The following is a 16,172-nucleotide window of genomic DNA, read 5'->3' as shown; positions in this document are numbered from 1 at the left end:
TAATGGTTTGGGGACAGATCGCCGCCCTCAGGGCTAACCTAAAGCCGAGAGAGAACAACGCCTGCCCTTAGCTCTATTGCGAAAACGAGGCGGCAATCGCCATGAGGATCTCGGTGATAAAGCTTCTCTCCTCACTGCTGCTTTTGGGAGGGCTGTCCGCCCCTGTTGCCGTAGGGGCCTATCCGGTCAGCCCCAAAACGGTCATGTCTCTGCAACGGGGGGATCACGCTCAAGCGCTGCCCAGAGCCAAAACGAAGCAACGCTTTCGGGTGGTAACCTTGGCAACCGGCCTGGAGCATCCGTGGGGGATGGCTTTTCTGCCAGATGGAACCATTTTGGTTACCGAACGTCCGGGCCGCCTGCGGCGGGTTACCGACCGAGGGTTGGATCCCCAGCCCATAGCCGGGGTGCCGGAGGTGTTTGCCCGCGGCCAAGGGGGACTGCTGGATATCGCTTTGCACCCCAACTACGCGGAGAACGGCTGGATCTACTTGTCCTACGCGGCTCCCGGGCCGGGTGGAGGGGGGACACGAGTGGCGCGGGCCCGCCTAGGGAAAAAGGGACTCCAGGACCTGGAAGTGATTTTTGACATGGAGCGCAAGACGCCTGCCCAGCAGCACTTCGGCTCCCGCTTGGTCTTTGACGAAGAAGGGTTTCTCTACATCAGTACTGGGGATCGCGGAGAACGGAATCGGGCTCAGGATCTGGGGGATGCAGCAGGCAAGGTGTTGCGCCTTACCGACACGGGCGGGATCCCGAAAGACAACCCCTTTGTTGGGCAAGCAGGGGCTCTGCCAGCAATTTTCACCTATGGCCACCGCAACATTCAGGGAATGGCCCGCCACCCGGAAACAGGGGCTATTTGGATACACGAACATGGGCCCAAAGGGGGAGATGAGATCAACATCCTCGCTCCCGGCGTGAACTACGGCTGGCCTTTAATCACCCATGGCCGCGAGTACAGCGGCGAACCAGTTGGCAAGGGACTAGCAGCAGCTCCTGGATTGGCTTCGCCGCTGCTTCACTGGACCCCCTCCATTGCTCCCTCTGGCATGACCTTTTACACGGGAGACGTCTTTCCCGAATGGCGGGGCAACCTCTTTGTGGGAGCACTGGCTGGCCAGCATTTGGCACGGCTGGTTTTGGAAGGGAATCGGGTGGTGGCTGAGGAGCGTCTCCTAGAGGGAGTTGTCGGCCGTATCCGGGATGTGCGTCAGGGGCCGGATGGCTTGCTCTACTTGTTGACTGACGCCCCCAACGGATCCCTGTTGCGCTTGGAGCCAAGCTCTTGATTGAGGTCAAATAGCCCTGGTCCTGTAGGATTAGCCCCAACAGGGTTTCCCAACTCCCACTGCTGCCACTACAAGAACTTAACATCTTGCTCGATGGGGAGTGGCCCTCCTGTTTGGGCATCTGTGTTGTGGCAGGCAAAGCACTCCTCCGGAGTTAGCTTAATAACCTGACCTGGAGCCGGAAGAAAAAACATTCTCAGATCTTTGGTTGGGATCAAGATAGTTTTGCTGTTTGGAGCCCCGCGCTTGTGCTTTTCGTCAGTGAAGGTTCTGACAACGCAAGATATTGGATAGTATTCGCTTTTCCGGAGCTTAGCTTCCAGAAGCGCTCCCCAGTGGGGGCTGTTCCCAAAAATCCATTGGCCCCTAGAAAGTTTGAGGTCGAATACCTGACTCCAAATTCTGCTGTAGAAGGTGATGATAGATGTCTTGACTTCGTAAGCTCTCGTTATCTCCTCTAAGTGGGATAAAAACTCGCTGGCAGTCAATGGCTGAGGAGGATTGGCAAAGGGTTTCATGAATCGATATCTTCTAGCTTCTGGTTACAGCAGTGGGATTCCCGTAGCTGCATAGTCCACCCAGCTCGAAGCACTTGCGCAAAGGGGGGTGTGTCAGAAGTTGCCCGTCAGACAACCAGTGGCCCCTCCTCAAGGGAGCCTGTAGATAGAAGCAACACCTTGCAGGGAAAGCTTGCCCGCCAAAGGCCGAAATTTATGGGCGGTACAAGATTCGAACTTGTGGCCCCTTCCGTGTGAAGGAAGTGCGCTACCGCTGCGCTAACCGCCCTTTCTAGGGTTTACTAAAGCTAGCCTCTATTGTACCACTGCTGCTACAACACTGGACAAGAGAGGTGCTCCGCACCGCTGTTGCGAACGAGGACTAAAGCCCTTGACTGGGCGAAGAAGCAGTTGCCCTACAGGCCGAGATCGACCCGCGCGATGGGCAAGTGACCTCCCCTTGTCAGCTAGAGCCCTATGCAGAGGAGTTCTACGGCCTCCTTGCCATTTGCCCCTGTCCCGGACGACGTTGGGACGCCTTCCTGTCGATCTCCAGAAAACTTCAACCTAGTCGTGGTTACCCTCCCGCTGGCCTTCTGGGTCGTTCCGGAACCGATCTACCCGTTTGAGCTCCTCTCCGTTCGGGAGCAGCGGCCTCAGGGACTCCATTCCGCTCTCGCGAAGGGCAGAGGCCTCCCGCTCCAGCTCTTCCCCAAGGCGCTCGCTGCTGGCACGCTCTCCGTTGAGGGGCTCTGTGGCGCGAGGGGAGGATGGTAAACGGAGGAGTTCAGCAGGAGGGCAATCCTCGGCTGTGGGCAGGTCGGAAGTGCTAAGCACTCCTTTTGGGATGGAAGAGAGGCGCTGGGCGACAGCCCCAATGCTCTCCAGACGAATCATCTCCTCCCAGGAGCAAATCTCCTCTTCATCCTCTGTTTCGTAGCGAACCAGGATGGTGTCCCCCTCGATATCGAGGATCTTGGCTCGTTCCAGCCAGCGTCCCTGATCGCGCAGGTAGATCCACACTTCCTTGCCTTCGCGGCTGAGTTGATAGATCCTACGATGAAGCACGGTTCCCTCCTGCGATAAAAGATCCGGGCGAACTGTTGTGGGGGTTACCCAGTTCACCCTTCCATCTTAGCGGCTGGATCCCTCCCCTGTATGCCCTTCATGGGGCAGAATTAACTTTCTAATCCGGAAGAAATCCCAAAAGGCAGTCTCCCTCTGCCGCCGGCTTTGGCAAAGCCTTGATCTTCAAGGAGACAGTATGCGCATCGCTATTGTCGGGTTGGGGTTGATCGGCGGATCCCTGGCTCTTAAGCTTACCGAAGCAGGGTACTCCGTCTGGGGGATCAGCCGCAATCCGGCTACCTGTCAAGAGGCCCTAGAACGTGGAGCGGTTCAGGGCTGCGGAACCGAGTTGGCCCAGTTGACGCTTTTCAACCCTCAGGTGGTGGTGATCTGTACTCCCCTGGAGCAGGTGTTGGCCACCCTGGCAGCCCTGGTGCCCTATCTGGCGCCCCAGACAGTGGTAAGCGATGTCGGCTCCGTCAAGCAGCCAATTGTTGGGCCGGCAACAGCGCTATGGCCCCTATTCGTGGGGGGGCACCCCATGGCCGGCAAGACGTTACAAGGGATCCAGGGAGCGGAAGCTAACTTGTTTCTGGGGCGACCCTATGTGCTCACTCCCATTCCCCAGACGCAACCCCAAGCCCTCGCGGTGATGCAGGAGCTAGTGGCAGCAGTGGGTGCCGAAGTTGTCCTTGCCGATCCTGTCCGTCACGATCAGGCAGTAGCTTGGGTTAGCCATCTGCCGGTCATGGTGGGAGCTGGCTTAATTGCCGCCGTTAGCCAAGAGGGAAACCCCGATATTCTGGCACTGGCCCGCACTTTGGCCAGCAGTGGCTTTCGAGATACAAGTCGGGTTGGCGGTGGGATCCCGCAGTTAGGGCTAGAGATGGCCCGCTACAACCGGCAAGCGCTGCTAGCTGCTCTGCGCGGCTACCAAGCTGAGTTGAAGGTACTAGAGCAGCTAATCGAGGGCGAACAGTGGGAAGAGCTACTCCAGAAGCTGCAGCGAGTCCGCCAGGAATGGCAGCAGTTTCCAGTAAATCAAGGGGCGCCTTAGGTGACTAGCTGTGGCTGTTGCAACTGGCTGCTCAATACCCAACTGGATAAAAGGGGCTAGCTTTGGCTTGCTGGGGGGTGTTTTGACCCTGCCCCGAAACTCGGCGGGGGGGAGCAATGGGAACCTCGATCGTCCGCTCTGGCGCTAGAGAAACCATATCGGAGCGCTCGGCAATCTCTCGCAGAGAATTGACGATGGATTCTTGAGTGAGGAGAAACTGCTGCTCATGGCGTTGCAGCCGCTGCCAAACCTGGTAGTGCTGGCTCCATTGGCTTTGGGTACGCACTGTCCAACTATAGACACTTAGCACCGCTAACCCCGAGACGATGGCCATGCCGGTGGAAACCTGGTGCCACCAGATGAGATGCTCTCTCCAGGTGGGATCCCAACGGCGGGGATGGGCGGACTTCAAAGGTTGAGGGGAGCTGCCTTTGTAAGCGGCAGGAGACAAAGCTGTTTTGGAGTGGGAAGAGGGAGCCAAAGTTGCAGTTCTGGGCTGGATAGGGAGAAAGCTGCGACTACGGCTTGTGTTTTGGCTAACCATACGCCTCACCCAGCAAGCACTTGCTGCCAACTGGGTTCCACTCTATCCGAGGCGGGCAGCTACTCGCAGTTTGGCAGAGCGGGCCCGGGGATTGCGTTGCTGCTCCTGCTGGGAAGGGCGCAGAGGTTTAGGGGTGAGCACCTGCCAGCGGGGATCCGTACGGAAGGCCCATTTCACTAGGCGATCTTCCAGACTGTGGAAGCTGATTACAGCCAACCTACCGCCGGGCTTTAGCCAAGCGGGAGCCTGGGCCAGCAGGGTTTCCAGGGCTTCCAGTTCTCGGTTCACGGCAATGCGCAGGGCCTGAAAGACCCGCGTAGCTGGGTGGATGCGGCCCCGCCTTGCTGCCGGCGGTACTGCCTGCCAGACTACCTGGGCCAGTTGGGTAGTGGTAAAAAGGGGGCGGGAGCGTTCGATGTGATGGGCGATGCGGCGGGCAAAGCGCTCCTCGCCATAGCGAACGAAAATGTCGATCAAGTCCTCGGCAGGGCGGCGGTTAACCCAATCAGCAGCGGTTTCCTGATCGGCAGTGGGATCCATGCGCATATCTAGCGGCCCTTCAGCGCGAAAGCTAAATCCGCGCTCAGGGCAGTCCAATTGGGGCGAGCTCACCCCCAGGTCGGCCACGATGCCATCGAAGAGGATAGGCCGCCCTTGCTCGTCGCGCCAGCCGTGCCGCTGCGGATCGAAATCGGCGAAGTTGAGGTGCCAAAGCTGGATGCGCTCCTGGAGGATCCCTGCTGCTGCCAAGCGCGCCCGAGCTGCCTGCAAAGCCAGCGGATCCCGATCCAGCCCCACCACCCGTTCTGCTCCCCCCTGCAGTAGGGCCAAGGTGTGTCCGCCTCCTCCCAAGGTTACGTCCAAAAACGTACCGCCCTGCTGGGGTTGCAGGTAAGCCATCACCTCCTCGGTCAAAACGGACTCGTGGTGGTACAGCAAGCTCTCCCCGAGCCGAGTTTCCGGCAAGTCCATGAGGTCAGTGGCTGCAGAGGGGCAACCTCGATGATTCTATCCAGGCTTTTTCCCGGGCCACCAGGCCATCGGGAATCTGCAGGCAATCCTTGCTACCGCGCAGCTGAGCAGCCCAGACAAGGGCAGTCGACCTAGCCAAGCCTCACGATGTGTTAATTTGGAGGCTCTGCACTACACCACGTCAAAATACAGGCTGTCTTTCCCAAGTCCAACTGCCGGCAAGAGCGGTGTGGGTTCAACGTATCATTGAGACTGCCCCTAGTCTCCTTACGGCTGCCGTGCTAACCACTGCTGCTTCTCCCAACGTCCTGACGCTCTCCCCTGCCCGGGGCCTACGCGGCCAGATTAAGGTTCCAGGGGACAAGTCCATCTCCCACCGTGCTCTGATGCTGGGATCCCTGGCGGAAGGGGAAACGGTCATCCAGGGTCTGTCATTAGGGGAAGATCCCCACAGCACAGCGGCTTGCTTTCGGGCTTTGGGAGTCGAGATCCCTGAGCTCAACAGCGAGTGTGTGCGCATCCGAGGAGTGGGTCTGGATCGCCTACAGGAGCCGGCAGATGTCTTGGATGCCGGCAATTCCGGCACCACCTTGCGCCTGATGTTGGGAATCCTGGCTGGCCAGCGGGGGCGCTTTTTTGCCGTCACTGGGGATCGCTCCCTGCGCTCGCGGCCTATGGGGCGGGTGGTGGAGCCGCTGCGGCAGATGGGGGCTCAGATCTGGGGGCGGGCGGGGGGCAACCTGGCACCTCTGGCTGTGCAGGGGGGATCCTTAAAGGGGATCCACTACCACTCGCCTGTGGCCTCGGCCCAGGTAAAGTCCTGCCTGCTGCTGGCGGGCCTGCTGGCAGAAGGCACCACCCAGGTTACGGAGCCGGCCCTTTCCCGCGACCACTCGGAGCGAATGTTGCGGGCTTTTGGGGCCGAGATCCAGGTCGATGTGGCGACAAAAACCGTGGCGGTGGTGGGGGGATCCCGCCTGGTGGGCCAGACGGTGCAGGTGCCCGGGGACATCAGCTCGGCAGCCTTCTGGTTGGTGGCGGGCTCGATTGTGCCCGAGAGCGAATTGCTGCTAGAGGGTGTGGGCCTCAACCCCACCCGCACCGGGCTGCTGCAGGTGCTGCAGGAGATGGGGGCCGACATTCAAGTGGAGAACCAGCGGGAAGTGACCGGCGAGCCTCTGGGGGATCTGCGCGTGCGCTCGGCCCGTTTGCGAGGCTGTAGCATCGGCGGCGAGCTGATTCCCACCCTAATCGACGAGATCCCGGTTTTGGCGGTGGCAGCAGCCTTTGCCGAAGGAACTACGGTCATTCGCGATGCAGCGGAATTGCGGGTAAAAGAAAGTGACCGCTTGGCGGCCATCGCTCAGGAACTCAGCCGCATGGGTGCCCAGGTAACCGAATATCCCGACGGCCTGGAAATCAAAGGAGGGATCCCCTTGCAGGGAGCAGAGGTGGACAGCCACGCCGACCACCGTATCGCCATGAGCTTGATGGTAGCTGCCCTGGCCGCCCAGGGATCCACCACCCTCAGCGGTGCCGACTGCGCCCGCATCTCCTACCCCGACTTCATTCCCACCCTGCAGCGGCTGACCAACGCTTCATTAGCGTCTTAAGACAACTTTTGCCGATGTCCGACCAGCCTATTGCCATCGAACACCTCTGCTTTCGAGTTCCCCCCGGCGGCCAGGGGGCTTTCCTTCGGGAAGACGAGCGGATCTGGGGAGCGGCCCTGCGCCAACAGCCGGGTTTTCTGGGCAAGGAAGTCTGGCTTGACGCCGAGGATCCCGAACTTGTTCACCTCGTCATTCGCTGGGCTAGCCGCGCCGCCTGGAAAGCTTTCCCCCCAGAGCGAGCGGAAGCCTTGGATCGGCAGATGCAGCCCTTCTACGTGCGCCTGGAGCAAGCCAAAGAATACCAGCTCTGGCAGCCCAACCTCCTAGGAGAGGAACCGGCCAGCTAAGAAGCCTCAAAGCCCACCTCGGCAGCCGTTGAGTCCGTGCTAGCAGAGGCTGCCGCCCGCTCTTGTTCCACCAGCTCCCGCAAGCTGGGCATGGTTACCGCCAGACCTCCCTCGCGCCGCTGCAGCCCAGCCTCAAAGGTTTCCGGGGTCACGATCCCACCGGAGATGAGCATCTTAAAAGCATCCTCCACCGGCATGAACACCTCCACCACTTGATCTTCTGGCACGATCGCATACCAGCCGGTGGTTGGGTTGGGAGTGGTGGGGATAAACACGCTAAGGGAACGCTGGGGCCCGCCCATTCGGATGGGAGTTTGAATGCTGCCCGTCACAAAAGCCAAAGCCCAGATCCCTGGCCGGGGGTATTCTACCAGCACCACCCGCCGAAACCCCTGGTTGTTGGGAGCAAATAGGACACTGAGCAATTGCTTTAGGGTTTTGTACACCAGCCCCGCCACTGGGATGGCATGGAGCAGCTGCTCGCTTAGGTTGAGCAGCCACTGGCCGACAATGTTGCGGGCCATGAAGCCAATCAACAAAATAAGCAAGATTGGCGTCAGCAAGCCCACCGCCAGGTTGATGAGGTTAACCAGGATGGGGTGCAGCCCTTGGATGGGGTTAAACGGCTTAGGAATGCTGGTCAGAAAACCGATGCTCCAGGTGGCCACTTCCACCATCAGCCAAATGGTGGTTGCTAGAGGAATCACCACCAGCAATCCCGCCACGAAGTAGTTTTTAAGATGCTGTTTCCACTGAGAAACCATGGTGAGGTCGTCCCGTCAAGTCAAACAGCTGAGTGCAGCGGGCCAATGCAGGTGAAGCTTGCAGGTGGCAATCATGATACCCCCCTTCTGCCTCACCTCATAATAGGCATCGACCGCACTTTGCTGGCCAAAGGCGCAAAGCCCCCGATTTTGCCTTGGGCTGATAATGCTATCTTAGGCCGATATAAAATTTTGTAAAGGCAGGGATCCCCCAGCGGCTTGGTGGCCAGGGCTGAGGGTGGCTTCCCCTTTCTGCTACATCTTGTGTGGGAGGCGCCATGGCGGAGTCAGATTGGTTAGAGCACACCTGTCAGGTGGAGGTGCCGGTTCCCATTGAACAGGTTTGGGAGCTGTGGTCCAACCTGGCCCTCATGCCGCGTTGGATGCAGTGGATTCGCTCGGTGGAATTGCTGGATCACGACCTATCGCGGTGGACGCTTGCTACGCGCGGCTTTACCTTCAGTTGGATCTCCCGCACCCACACGGTGGTGAAACACCAACGCATCGCCTGGCAATCGGTGGAAGGGCTGCCCAATCGGGGGGCGCTGCGGTTTTATGATCGCAAGGGTAGTACCCTTGTGAAGCTGTCAGTGGCCTACAAGATTCCAGGCATTCTGGGCAAAATTCTAGATGGCCTGTTCGTGGGTAAGGTAGTGGAAAGCACCATCCAAGCGGACTTGGAGCGCTTCAAAGCCTATGCCTTGGAGCAGGCGAGGTTAAGCTCTGACAGCGCCTCGGCCAGCTAGCTCCGCCTGGTTGGGCAAGCTGTCTTCTCGGCTCCTTGCTTGACCACTCTCGCTGCGGCAAAGATTTGAACATGCCCGATCCCCCTCCTCAGCCTCTTGTTGCCTCTTCTTCTCAGCCTGTTGACAACCGCAACATTCGCTTTTCTCTAGAGCGGGGCGAGCTGGACTTGGAGCAGCTTCTGCTGCTATTGAACCGCAATGCCTTTTGGGCGCAAAACCGCCGTCGGGACGAGATGGAGCGGGCCATTGCCCACAGCCATCCGGTGGTCAGCGCCTGGGACGGGGAGCGCCTGATTGGCTTTGGCCGCGCCACCTCCGATGGAGTTTACCGGGCCGTCCTCTGGGATATTGTGGTGGACTCCGACTACCGCCGCCAAGGCATTGGGCGCAAGCTGGTGGAAACCCTAATTAGCCATCCCCACCTGCAGTCGGTGGAGCGCATCTACGTGTTCACTACCCATCAGCGCGGCTTTTACGAGCGGATTGGTTTTGTGGAAAACCCCAGCACCACTTTGGTTCTCTATGGGCGATCGCTGGAGTTTTTAATCCCAGCCGCCAAACAGGAGCAGGTCTAACCCCCAAGGCAAGGGGCGACAACAGGGGTCTGGCTTGGCCTCGAGGGGAGGACGCGCTAGCCTGAGCAAAAAAGGTGAGAGGGTTTACCTATGGCCAATCGCCTCGCCACGTGTTCTAGCCTCTATCTGCGCAAGCACGCCAATAATCCAGTGGATTGGTGGCCTTGGATCCCGGAGGCCCTGGAGAAGGCCCGGGCTGAGGATAAGCCGATTTTTCTGTCCATTGGCTACTCCAGTTGCCACTGGTGCACAGTCATGGAGGGAGAGGCCTTTTCCGACCCCGAGATTGCCGCTTTCTTGAATGCCCACTTTTTGCCCATCAAGGTCGATCGCGAGGAGCGGCCCGATCTGGACAGCATCTACATGCAGGCGCTGCAACTCATGAGCGGGCAGGGAGGGTGGCCTCTCAATGTCTTTCTCACACCCAATGACCTGGTGCCGTTTTATGCAGGCACCTATTTTCCCGTGAAGCCCCGCTTTGGCCGGCCAGGGTTTCTAACGGTGCTGCAGCGCGTCCTGCAGTTTTACCGGCAGGAAAAAGAAAAAATTGCGGAGATAAAGGGCCAGATTTTGACGGCCCTGACCACCCTCAGCGACCTAGTGCCAGAAGACCATATTCCACCCGACTTACTGCGCTCCGGGATCGCCAAGATCCAGCCCTTGCTCACCAACGCTGGGGCGGTGCAGCAGTTCCCCATGATGCCCTATGCCCAGTTGGTGCTGCGCTCGGCCCGCTTCGACCCGCCGGAAGGGATCGACGGCTTGCCGACAGCTCTGGAACGGGCTAAGGAGCGGGCCATGGCCCTGGTGTTGGGCGGGATCTTCGACCATGTGGCCGGTGGCTTTCACCGCTACACCGTGGATCCCACCTGGACGGTGCCCCACTTTGAAAAGATGCTCTACGACAACGGGCAGATCTTGGAGTTCTTGGCAGAGCTGTGGGCCCACGGCATCCGGGACGCTGCCATCGAGCGGGCGGTGCGCCTGACGGTGGAGTGGGTGGCGCGGGAGATGACAGCTCCTGCTGGGTATTTCTATGCGGCCCAGGATGCCGATAGTTTTGCCCGGCGAGAAGATGCGGAGCCCGAGGAGGGGGAGTTCTATGTCTGGCGCTGGCAGGAGCTGCAAGATTTGCTCGATGAAGAAACCTTCCGCGCTCTGCAGCAGGCTTTCTTCCTGTTGCCAGGGGGCAATTTCCCCGACCGGCCCGGCTGCATTGTCCTCCAGCGCCAACAGGGGGGAGAGCTGCCGCCGGAAGTCGAGACCGCCTTGACCACTCATCTGTTTCGGGCTCGCTACGGCTCCACCGAGCGCAGGATCCCCTTCCCGCCGGCAGTAGATGCCCAATCGGCCCGCCAACACCCTTGGCCAGGGCGGATCCCGCCTGTTACGGACACCAAGATGATCGTCTCCTGGAACGGCCTGATGATCTCGGGGCTGGCACGGGCCTACCAAGTGTTTGGCGACGAGGAGTACCTGCAGTTGGCTCTGGGGGCTGCCCAGTTCATCCTTAGCCGCCAGCGCCATCCCGACACGGGATCCCTGCTGCGGTTGAACTACGACGGCACACCCCAGGTGCCTGCCAAATCCGAAGACTACGCCCTCTTCATCAAGGCCCTGTTGGATCTGCACCAGGCCTGCCTAGGTCGAGCAGGGGATCCCACTTCCCAGTACTGGCTGGAGGCTGCCATCCAGTTGCAGCAGGAGATGGACGCGCAACTGTGGGATACGGCCAGGGGAGGTTACTTTGTCAGCGATGCCCAGAGCGCCGCTGAACTCCTGGTGCGGGAGAAAGACTTCCAGGACAGCGCCATGCCGTCAGCCAATGGTGTGGCCATCGCCAACCTGGTGCGTCTGGCTGCCCTCACGGGCGATCTGGACTATCTGGAGCGAGCAGAGCAGGCCCTGAAAACTTTTGCCCACCCCATGAGCACCCAGCCGCGGGTCTGTCCCACTCTATTCCTTGGGCTAGACTGGTACAGCAACTGGGTGAAGGTGACCTTAGGAGCTGAGCACATTCCCACCTTCCAACAGCGCTCCTGGCCCACTGCCGTCTTTAGCTTGCCCGCAGAAGCAGAGCCCCTGCCTGCCGGGACGGTGGGCCTAGTGTGCTGGGGCAGCAAGTGCCTGGCTCCGGCTAGCTCGCTGGAACAAATCCAGTCTCAGATCAACAGGGGACAAAACCGCTCCTACTGACTTAGCTTCTTCCTGGATTTTCCACACCAAAGAACTCGATGCGATAGCTGTGGATGCGGGTGCCGGTCTTTTGCTCCACCTCAGCCAGCAACTCCGGCGGCAACTCTACCTCTACGTCGAGAATGCGGTTGCTATCTAGACAATTGACATGGCTGTGGGGGTGGGTACACCTGCCGTAGCGGCGCCCATCAGCGCGATCCAGGCACTCAATGATGTTGTGCCTAGCCAGAGCCTCTAGGTTCTGATAGACGGAAGTGTGGCCAATGGGCTTGCCTTGCCGATTAAGACGGTCGTAGATTTCTCGCGCCGAGAGGTGCTCGCCACATTGCCACAAGAGTTCCAAAATGTAGCGGCGCTGCCGGCTAAGACGAAGATTGCACTCCCGGCATCGCTCTAGCGCAGCTTCCAAGGAATCCACAGGGCGAGGCATGGGAAAACCTCAAGCCATACCGAGTTCGAGATAGCGAATTGCCAATCCAACTTAGCCTAGCATCCGCGATTTGGCTTCTAGAAGCCACCCCAAAGCCTTCAAAAAAACTGGCCGTCGACCTCTCCAGGCCGTGGCGCCAACAGCAGCCTGTTCATTTTCTACAATACCGCTGGGGTGTGGAGGAGGAGTTAGGATGCGGCGGCGCAAGCTGCTCCTAGGCTTGTTGGGGTTAGCCGTTAGCAGCGGATGGGCAGGGGCCTACTGGGCCAGTCGGCAGCCCCTGGCTTCTCAGCCAAAGCCGACAAGGAAAGCGCCACCTCTGCTGCCGCAGCCCACCCCTACGGCTGTCCCCCATCCCGAAACTCCTCGCAGCTTCTACATCCCTCCCCGCCGAGATCTGCGCCTCGTGGTGATTAGTGACCTAAATGGCCTCTACGGCTCGGTGGACTACGACCCAGAGGTGGATCGGGCCATCCGCCTCATCCCCTACTTCCAGCCGGATATCGTCTTGGGAGGAGGGGACATGGTGGCAGGGCAGGATCCCCGCCTTTCCGAAGAGCGCATCCGCGCCATGTGGGCAGCCTTTGACCAACATGTGGCAGCTCCGCTGCGCGCTGCCCAACTGCCCTATGGCTTTACCTTGGGCAACCACGATGCTTCCTGTGCCCGCAACGCCCGCGGTGGTTTTCTCTTTCAAAAGGAACGGGATCTGGCGCGCGAGTTTTGGAACGATCCCGCCCATGATCCTGGCCTGAATTTTGTGGATCGGGGCGATTTCCCCTTCTATTACACCTTTGAAAAAGATGGGGTTTTCTACCTAGTTTGGGATGCTAGCTGCAACTTCATTCCCCCTGAACAGATGGCTTGGGCAGAAGCAGCGCTAGCCAGCGAGCGGGCTCAACAGGCCAAGCTGCGCATCGTCATTGGTCACCTGCCCCTCTATGCCGTTGCCGTCGGGCGCGACCATCCGGGGGAAGTGCTGCTGGATGCTGAAGTCAAGCGAGCTCTGCTGGAAAGGTACCGCGTCCATGTTTACATCAGCGGCCACCACCACGCCTACTATCCTGGCTACAAGGGACAGTTGCAGCTGCTTCACTGTGGCGCTCTCGGCTCTGGGCCCCGCCCCCTGTTGGGCAGCCCCCTGCCACCCCGCAAGACCCTTACCCTCATCGACATTGACTTCGCCTCTCCAGAGATTACCCACTACACAACCTACGACATGCGGGATCTAAGTGTGATTGACCAGGCCCAGCTCCCTCGCTTCCTCACCGGTCACAATGGCTTGGTTCTGCGCCGCGATGTCCGCTGGGATAGCCTTACCCCCGCGGAAATTGCCATCTGCCGGGCTCGTCTTGGATCCCTCTGCCGGGATTAGGCCAGCCAAACAGCACCCGGCTGCTCTAGATTACTGGCTGGCAGGAGAGGCTCATCCTGGAAACTCACTAGGGGATCTATTGAAACTCAAGGCAAGAGCATGGCTTCCTTAAAACGACGGCGGCAATTTTGGCTTGTCAGCTGGATTGCGCTGCTGGCCGGCTTGATGGGATCCCTGCTAGCTGGGGTACAAGCGCAGCAGGATCTCACCCCGACCCAGCTGGCGCAGGCTCAGTACGTGCGCAGTTGCGGCACCTGCCACGTGGCGCTGCCCGCTCAGGTGTTGCCCACCGAAACCTGGCAACGGCTGCTGCAGGATCCCAACCACTACGGCCAGCAGATTCAGCCCTTGACCGGTGTGACTTTCCAACTGGCTTGGGGCTATTTACGGCCCAACTCTCGTCCGCTGCGGCAGGGGGAGCCAGTGCCCTATCGTCTAGCCGAGTCTCGCTACTTCCGGGCTTTGCACCTGCAGGTGGACTTTCCTACCCCAGTGCGAGTAAGTGGCTGTGTGGATTGTCACCCCAAGGCCGAGGCGGGGGATTTCGCCACCCTCTCGCCAAACTGGCAATGAGTATGCAGGTAGACATAACCGCCATTGTGGCCGGCTATGCCCAGGGCTACTTTCTCATGGCCGATGAAGAGACGGGATCCCTGGGGTGGTATGGCTGTAGGCAGCATGCGCTAATCCCTCTGGACGAGCGGTTTCACTGTCCGCGCTCCCTGAGGCCCCTAGTGCGCAGCGGTCGCTTTCAGGTGCGCATCAACAGCGCTTTTGAGCAGGTGGTGGAGGGCTGCGCTGCTCGACCAAAAACCTGGATTAGCTCGGAGTTAAAGCAGATTTACCTAGCTCTGCACCAAGCGGGGTTTGCTCACAGCTTTGAGACCTGGCAGGGAGAAGTTCTCGCAGGCGGGATCCTGGGCATTACCTTGGGGGCGGCTTTCATTGGCGAGTCGATGTTTTACCGCATTCCCAATGGCTCCAAAGTGGCGCTGGTGAAGTTGGTGGAACACCTGCGGGAGCGGGGCTTTCGCCTTTTTGACGCCCAGCTAATGAACCCGCACCTGGCCCGCTTTGGTGCTTTTCTCATGGATGGCCAAGAGTACCGAAAGCTGTTGCAGCAGTGCCTAGGGATCCCTTGCCGGTTTGACTGATGAGCTGGTGGCCGTAGGTGTATTAACGGGGGCAGCTTGAGCTAGGTTAGAGGTATCGGCCCGCGTTTCCGACATCCCAATGTCCCAGCCTTCGCCGGTTAGCTCCTCGCAGAGCGAGAAGGGATCCTCGCCCAGCTATGTCCGCCTGGCCATGCGCAACATGGTGCGCAAAGGCAGAACCTCTCTCCTGCACTTCAGCTTGACCACGGTGGGGCTAGTGGCTGTGCTGGTGGGTCTGGCCTACCTGTTTCGCTAAGCTCAACGGCGTGGAGGGTGAGCTCAAGGTACCCGCCGCCCTTTGGACTTTGGCCTATGCAAACCTCGCTAGATTGCGCTTCTACCCGTTCCACCATTCGGCTGCTGTTGTTTGCCCAAGGCCGAGCCAACGTCGAAGAACTGGCAGAGCAACTCCGTCGGCACATCCAGAGCTTACCTGGCCAATATCCTGCCCATCTAAAAGTGGTGCCGCTAGAAGAGCACCCCTACCTGGCGGAGCACTACAAGCTGGTGGTGACCCCCGCTTTAGTGAAGGCAGAGCCCTTGCCAGCCCAGGTTTTGGCGGGGGAGGACTTGGCGACGCAACTGGAAGTGTGGTGGCCTCGCTGGCAGGGTCAGGCGGCTCTTGCCTCCCACCAACAAAAGGAGGGTCAGGATCCCACCCCTCCTCCCATCACCGAGGCGCTGCTCCAGCTGTCAGAGGAGGTGTTCTTGCTGCGGCAAGAGCGAGCCCAATTGCGGGAACAGCTGGATTTTAAAGACCGCGTTCTGGCGATGCTGGTTCACGATTTGCGCAGCCCCCTGACGGCTACAGCTCTAGCGGTGGAAACCCTGCAGCAAGCGCGCGAGGGATCCCTGGACAAGGCTCTGGAGCGGCAACTGTTCGAGCACGCCCGCCAGCAGTTGCGCAAGATGGACAGCATGATCACCGACATTCTTGAATCGGCCCGCGGCAGTGCTTCGGAGCTGAGGATCCGGGCGGTAGAAACCCAACTGGCTAGCCTATGCCAGCCGCTTATTGAGGAGCTGCAGCCCCGTATCCAGGCCAAGCAGTTGCAGTTTCAAGTCGATATTCCCCTGGATCTGCCCACGGTTCACGTGGATCCCGACAAAATCCGCCAGGTGATCTTTAACCTCCTGGACAACGCCATCAAGTACACCCCTGCCGGGGGATCTATTCGCCTTGCCATCCTTCACCGCACCAGTCAAAAGATCCAAGTGACTGTCAGCGATACTGGCCCTGGGATCCCTGAAGCTGAGCAAGAGAAGATCTTCTCCGAGGCTGTGCGCCTAGAGCGCGATCAGCAGCAGGAGGGCTACGGCATTGGCCTTTCCCTCTGCCGTCGCATCGTGCGTGCCCACTACGGCCAGATTTGGGTGGAATCTATCCCAGGTAAGGGCAGCAGTTTTCATTTCACCCTGCCGGTCTATCGCCTCAGTGGGCACTAGCTGGCCCCCGCTAAAAATTGGTCAAAACCAGGGCGGCCGCACGAGGAGTACCGTGTGATGGTGTGAATAAAGCCGTTATCGGCTTCAGTACCCGCC

The 16,172-nt window shown here is 59.5% G+C and carries 17 protein-coding genes, 1 tRNA gene and 1 pseudogene; 12 read left to right on the top strand and 7 right to left on the bottom strand.

Going from position 1 to position 16,172, the window contains the following annotated elements:
* Positions 1-101: 101 nt before the first annotated feature.
* Positions 102-1,292, top strand: coding sequence for a PQQ-dependent sugar dehydrogenase (locus NW833_RS01015; protein ID WP_414411248.1), 1,191 nt, complete (start codon positions 102-104; stop codon positions 1,290-1,292).
* Between the two features lie 68 nt (positions 1,293-1,360).
* Here NW833_RS01015 and NW833_RS01010 read toward each other — a convergent pair whose 3' ends face one another.
* The 3 genes and pseudogenes from NW833_RS01010 to NW833_RS01000 all read right to left on the bottom strand — a co-directional run.
* Positions 1,361-1,810, bottom strand: coding sequence for a hypothetical protein (locus NW833_RS01010; RefSeq protein WP_414411247.1), 450 nt, complete (start codon positions 1,808-1,810; stop codon positions 1,361-1,363).
* A gap of 196 nt (positions 1,811-2,006) precedes the next feature.
* Positions 2,007-2,078, bottom strand: a tRNA-Val gene (locus NW833_RS01005).
* A gap of 488 nt (positions 2,079-2,566) precedes the next feature.
* Positions 2,567-2,857 (bottom strand): annotated as a pseudogene (locus NW833_RS01000) (DUF6679 family protein); the annotation flags it as partial.
* Between the two features lie 196 nt (positions 2,858-3,053).
* Between NW833_RS01000 and NW833_RS00995 the strand changes: the two are divergent.
* Positions 3,054-3,914 carry a prephenate/arogenate dehydrogenase gene (locus tag NW833_RS00995; RefSeq protein WP_414411246.1) on the top strand — a complete coding sequence of 287 codons (861 nt, stop codon included), beginning with the start codon at positions 3,054-3,056 and terminating at the stop codon, positions 3,912-3,914.
* A gap of 31 nt (positions 3,915-3,945) precedes the next feature.
* Here the strand turns inward: NW833_RS00995 and NW833_RS00990 are convergent, their stop codons facing one another.
* The gene (locus NW833_RS00990) at positions 3,946-4,326 is read right to left on the bottom strand and encodes a hypothetical protein (protein WP_414411245.1); all 381 of its coding nucleotides are present in this window, start codon (positions 4,324-4,326) and stop codon (positions 3,946-3,948) included.
* A 174-nt stretch (positions 4,327-4,500) separates the two neighbouring features.
* The gene (gene rsmH / locus NW833_RS00985) at positions 4,501-5,430 is read right to left on the bottom strand and encodes a 16S rRNA (cytosine(1402)-N(4))-methyltransferase RsmH (protein WP_414411244.1); all 930 of its coding nucleotides are present in this window, start codon (positions 5,428-5,430) and stop codon (positions 4,501-4,503) included.
* Between the two features lie 278 nt (positions 5,431-5,708).
* Between rsmH and aroA the strand changes: the two genes are divergently transcribed.
* Both aroA and NW833_RS00975 read left to right on the top strand, forming a co-directional pair.
* Positions 5,709-7,043: a 3-phosphoshikimate 1-carboxyvinyltransferase gene (gene aroA, locus NW833_RS00980; protein WP_414393808.1), complete on the top strand. Its 1,335-nt coding sequence runs from the start codon at positions 5,709-5,711 to the stop codon at positions 7,041-7,043.
* A gap of 14 nt (positions 7,044-7,057) precedes the next feature.
* The gene (locus tag NW833_RS00975; protein ID WP_414411243.1) at positions 7,058-7,390 is read left to right on the top strand and encodes a TIGR03792 family protein; all 333 of its coding nucleotides are present in this window, start codon (positions 7,058-7,060) and stop codon (positions 7,388-7,390) included.
* Here NW833_RS00975 and NW833_RS00970 read toward each other — a convergent pair.
* Positions 7,387-8,154: a DUF502 domain-containing protein gene (locus NW833_RS00970; RefSeq protein WP_414411242.1), complete on the bottom strand. Its 768-nt coding sequence runs from the start codon at positions 8,152-8,154 to the stop codon at positions 7,387-7,389. The genes NW833_RS00975 and NW833_RS00970 overlap by 4 nt on opposite strands.
* Positions 8,155-8,432: 278 nt before the next feature.
* On the opposite strand from NW833_RS00970, the gene NW833_RS00965 reads away from it, so the two are divergent.
* From NW833_RS00965 to NW833_RS00955, 3 genes are all read left to right on the top strand, one after another.
* Complete coding sequence (locus NW833_RS00965) at positions 8,433-8,900, top strand: SRPBCC family protein (protein ID WP_414411241.1); 468 nt, start codon at positions 8,433-8,435, stop codon at positions 8,898-8,900.
* Positions 8,901-8,971: 71 nt separating this feature from the next.
* Complete coding sequence (locus tag NW833_RS00960; protein WP_414410507.1) at positions 8,972-9,475, top strand: GNAT family N-acetyltransferase; 504 nt, start codon at positions 8,972-8,974, stop codon at positions 9,473-9,475.
* Positions 9,476-9,565: 90 nt separating this feature from the next.
* Positions 9,566-11,671: a thioredoxin domain-containing protein gene (locus NW833_RS00955; protein ID WP_414411240.1), complete on the top strand. Its 2,106-nt coding sequence runs from the start codon at positions 9,566-9,568 to the stop codon at positions 11,669-11,671.
* A 1-nt stretch (position 11,672) separates the two neighbouring features.
* Here NW833_RS00955 and NW833_RS00950 read toward each other — a convergent pair whose 3' ends face one another.
* The gene (locus NW833_RS00950) at positions 11,673-12,101 is read right to left on the bottom strand and encodes a Fur family transcriptional regulator (RefSeq protein ID WP_414405319.1); all 429 of its coding nucleotides are present in this window, start codon (positions 12,099-12,101) and stop codon (positions 11,673-11,675) included.
* A gap of 193 nt (positions 12,102-12,294) precedes the next feature.
* Between NW833_RS00950 and NW833_RS00945 the strand changes: the two genes are divergently transcribed.
* The 5 genes from NW833_RS00945 (at position 12,295) to NW833_RS00925 (ending at position 16,076) form a co-directional block, all read left to right on the top strand.
* Positions 12,295-13,476, top strand: a complete 1,182-nt coding sequence (locus tag NW833_RS00945) for a metallophosphoesterase family protein (protein WP_414411239.1) — start codon at positions 12,295-12,297, stop codon at positions 13,474-13,476.
* A 99-nt stretch (positions 13,477-13,575) separates the two neighbouring features.
* A complete protein-coding gene (locus tag NW833_RS00940; RefSeq protein WP_414393749.1) occupies positions 13,576-14,049 on the top strand; it encodes a hypothetical protein in 474 nt (157 codons plus the stop codon).
* A 2-nt stretch (positions 14,050-14,051) separates the two neighbouring features.
* Positions 14,052-14,630 carry a leucyl/phenylalanyl-tRNA--protein transferase gene (gene aat / locus NW833_RS00935; RefSeq protein ID WP_414411252.1) on the top strand — a complete coding sequence of 193 codons (579 nt, stop codon included), beginning with the start codon at positions 14,052-14,054 and terminating at the stop codon, positions 14,628-14,630.
* A gap of 79 nt (positions 14,631-14,709) precedes the next feature.
* Positions 14,710-14,886: a DUF3285 domain-containing protein gene (locus tag NW833_RS00930; protein WP_414393745.1), complete on the top strand. Its 177-nt coding sequence runs from the start codon at positions 14,710-14,712 to the stop codon at positions 14,884-14,886.
* Positions 14,887-14,942: 56 nt separating this feature from the next.
* The gene (locus NW833_RS00925) at positions 14,943-16,076 is read left to right on the top strand and encodes a histidine kinase (RefSeq protein ID WP_414393744.1); all 1,134 of its coding nucleotides are present in this window, start codon (positions 14,943-14,945) and stop codon (positions 16,074-16,076) included.
* Positions 16,077-16,172 lie beyond the last annotated feature (96 nt).

Origin of the sequence: Synechococcus sp. O70.1, assembly GCF_047462215.1 — a bacterium.
Classification (GTDB): Bacteria; Cyanobacteriota; Cyanobacteriia; order Thermostichales; family Thermostichaceae; genus Thermostichus.
The sequence above is the reverse complement of the archived record's forward strand: the minus strand, read 5'-3'. Positions and strand labels throughout refer to the sequence as shown.

Excerpts from the sequence above, each read along its gene's own strand:
- NW833_RS01015 (WP_414411248.1), top strand. The coding sequence starts at position 102 with ATGAGGATCTCGGTGATAAAGCTTCTCTCCTCACTGCTGCTTTTGGGA.
- NW833_RS00970 (WP_414411242.1), bottom strand. The coding sequence starts at position 8,154 with ATGGTTTCTCAGTGGAAACAGCATCTTAAAAACTACTTCGTGGCGGGA.
- NW833_RS00945 (WP_414411239.1), top strand. The coding sequence starts at position 12,295 with ATGCGGCGGCGCAAGCTGCTCCTAGGCTTGTTGGGGTTAGCCGTTAGC.
- NW833_RS00965 (WP_414411241.1), top strand. The coding sequence starts at position 8,433 with ATGGCGGAGTCAGATTGGTTAGAGCACACCTGTCAGGTGGAGGTGCCG.
- aat (WP_414411252.1), top strand. The coding sequence starts at position 14,052 with ATGCAGGTAGACATAACCGCCATTGTGGCCGGCTATGCCCAGGGCTAC.
- rsmH (WP_414411244.1), bottom strand. The coding sequence starts at position 5,430 with ATGGACTTGCCGGAAACTCGGCTCGGGGAGAGCTTGCTGTACCACCAC.
- NW833_RS00955 (WP_414411240.1), top strand. The coding sequence starts at position 9,566 with ATGGCCAATCGCCTCGCCACGTGTTCTAGCCTCTATCTGCGCAAGCAC.
- NW833_RS00950 (WP_414405319.1), bottom strand. The coding sequence starts at position 12,101 with ATGCCTCGCCCTGTGGATTCCTTGGAAGCTGCGCTAGAGCGATGCCGG.
- NW833_RS00925 (WP_414393744.1), top strand. The coding sequence starts at position 14,943 with ATGCAAACCTCGCTAGATTGCGCTTCTACCCGTTCCACCATTCGGCTG.
- NW833_RS00930 (WP_414393745.1), top strand. The coding sequence starts at position 14,710 with ATGTCCCAGCCTTCGCCGGTTAGCTCCTCGCAGAGCGAGAAGGGATCC.
- NW833_RS00960 (WP_414410507.1), top strand. The coding sequence starts at position 8,972 with ATGCCCGATCCCCCTCCTCAGCCTCTTGTTGCCTCTTCTTCTCAGCCT.
- NW833_RS01010 (WP_414411247.1), bottom strand. The coding sequence starts at position 1,810 with ATGAAACCCTTTGCCAATCCTCCTCAGCCATTGACTGCCAGCGAGTTT.
- NW833_RS00975 (WP_414411243.1), top strand. The coding sequence starts at position 7,058 with ATGTCCGACCAGCCTATTGCCATCGAACACCTCTGCTTTCGAGTTCCC.
- NW833_RS00995 (WP_414411246.1), top strand. The coding sequence starts at position 3,054 with ATGCGCATCGCTATTGTCGGGTTGGGGTTGATCGGCGGATCCCTGGCT.
- NW833_RS00940 (WP_414393749.1), top strand. The coding sequence starts at position 13,576 with ATGGCTTCCTTAAAACGACGGCGGCAATTTTGGCTTGTCAGCTGGATT.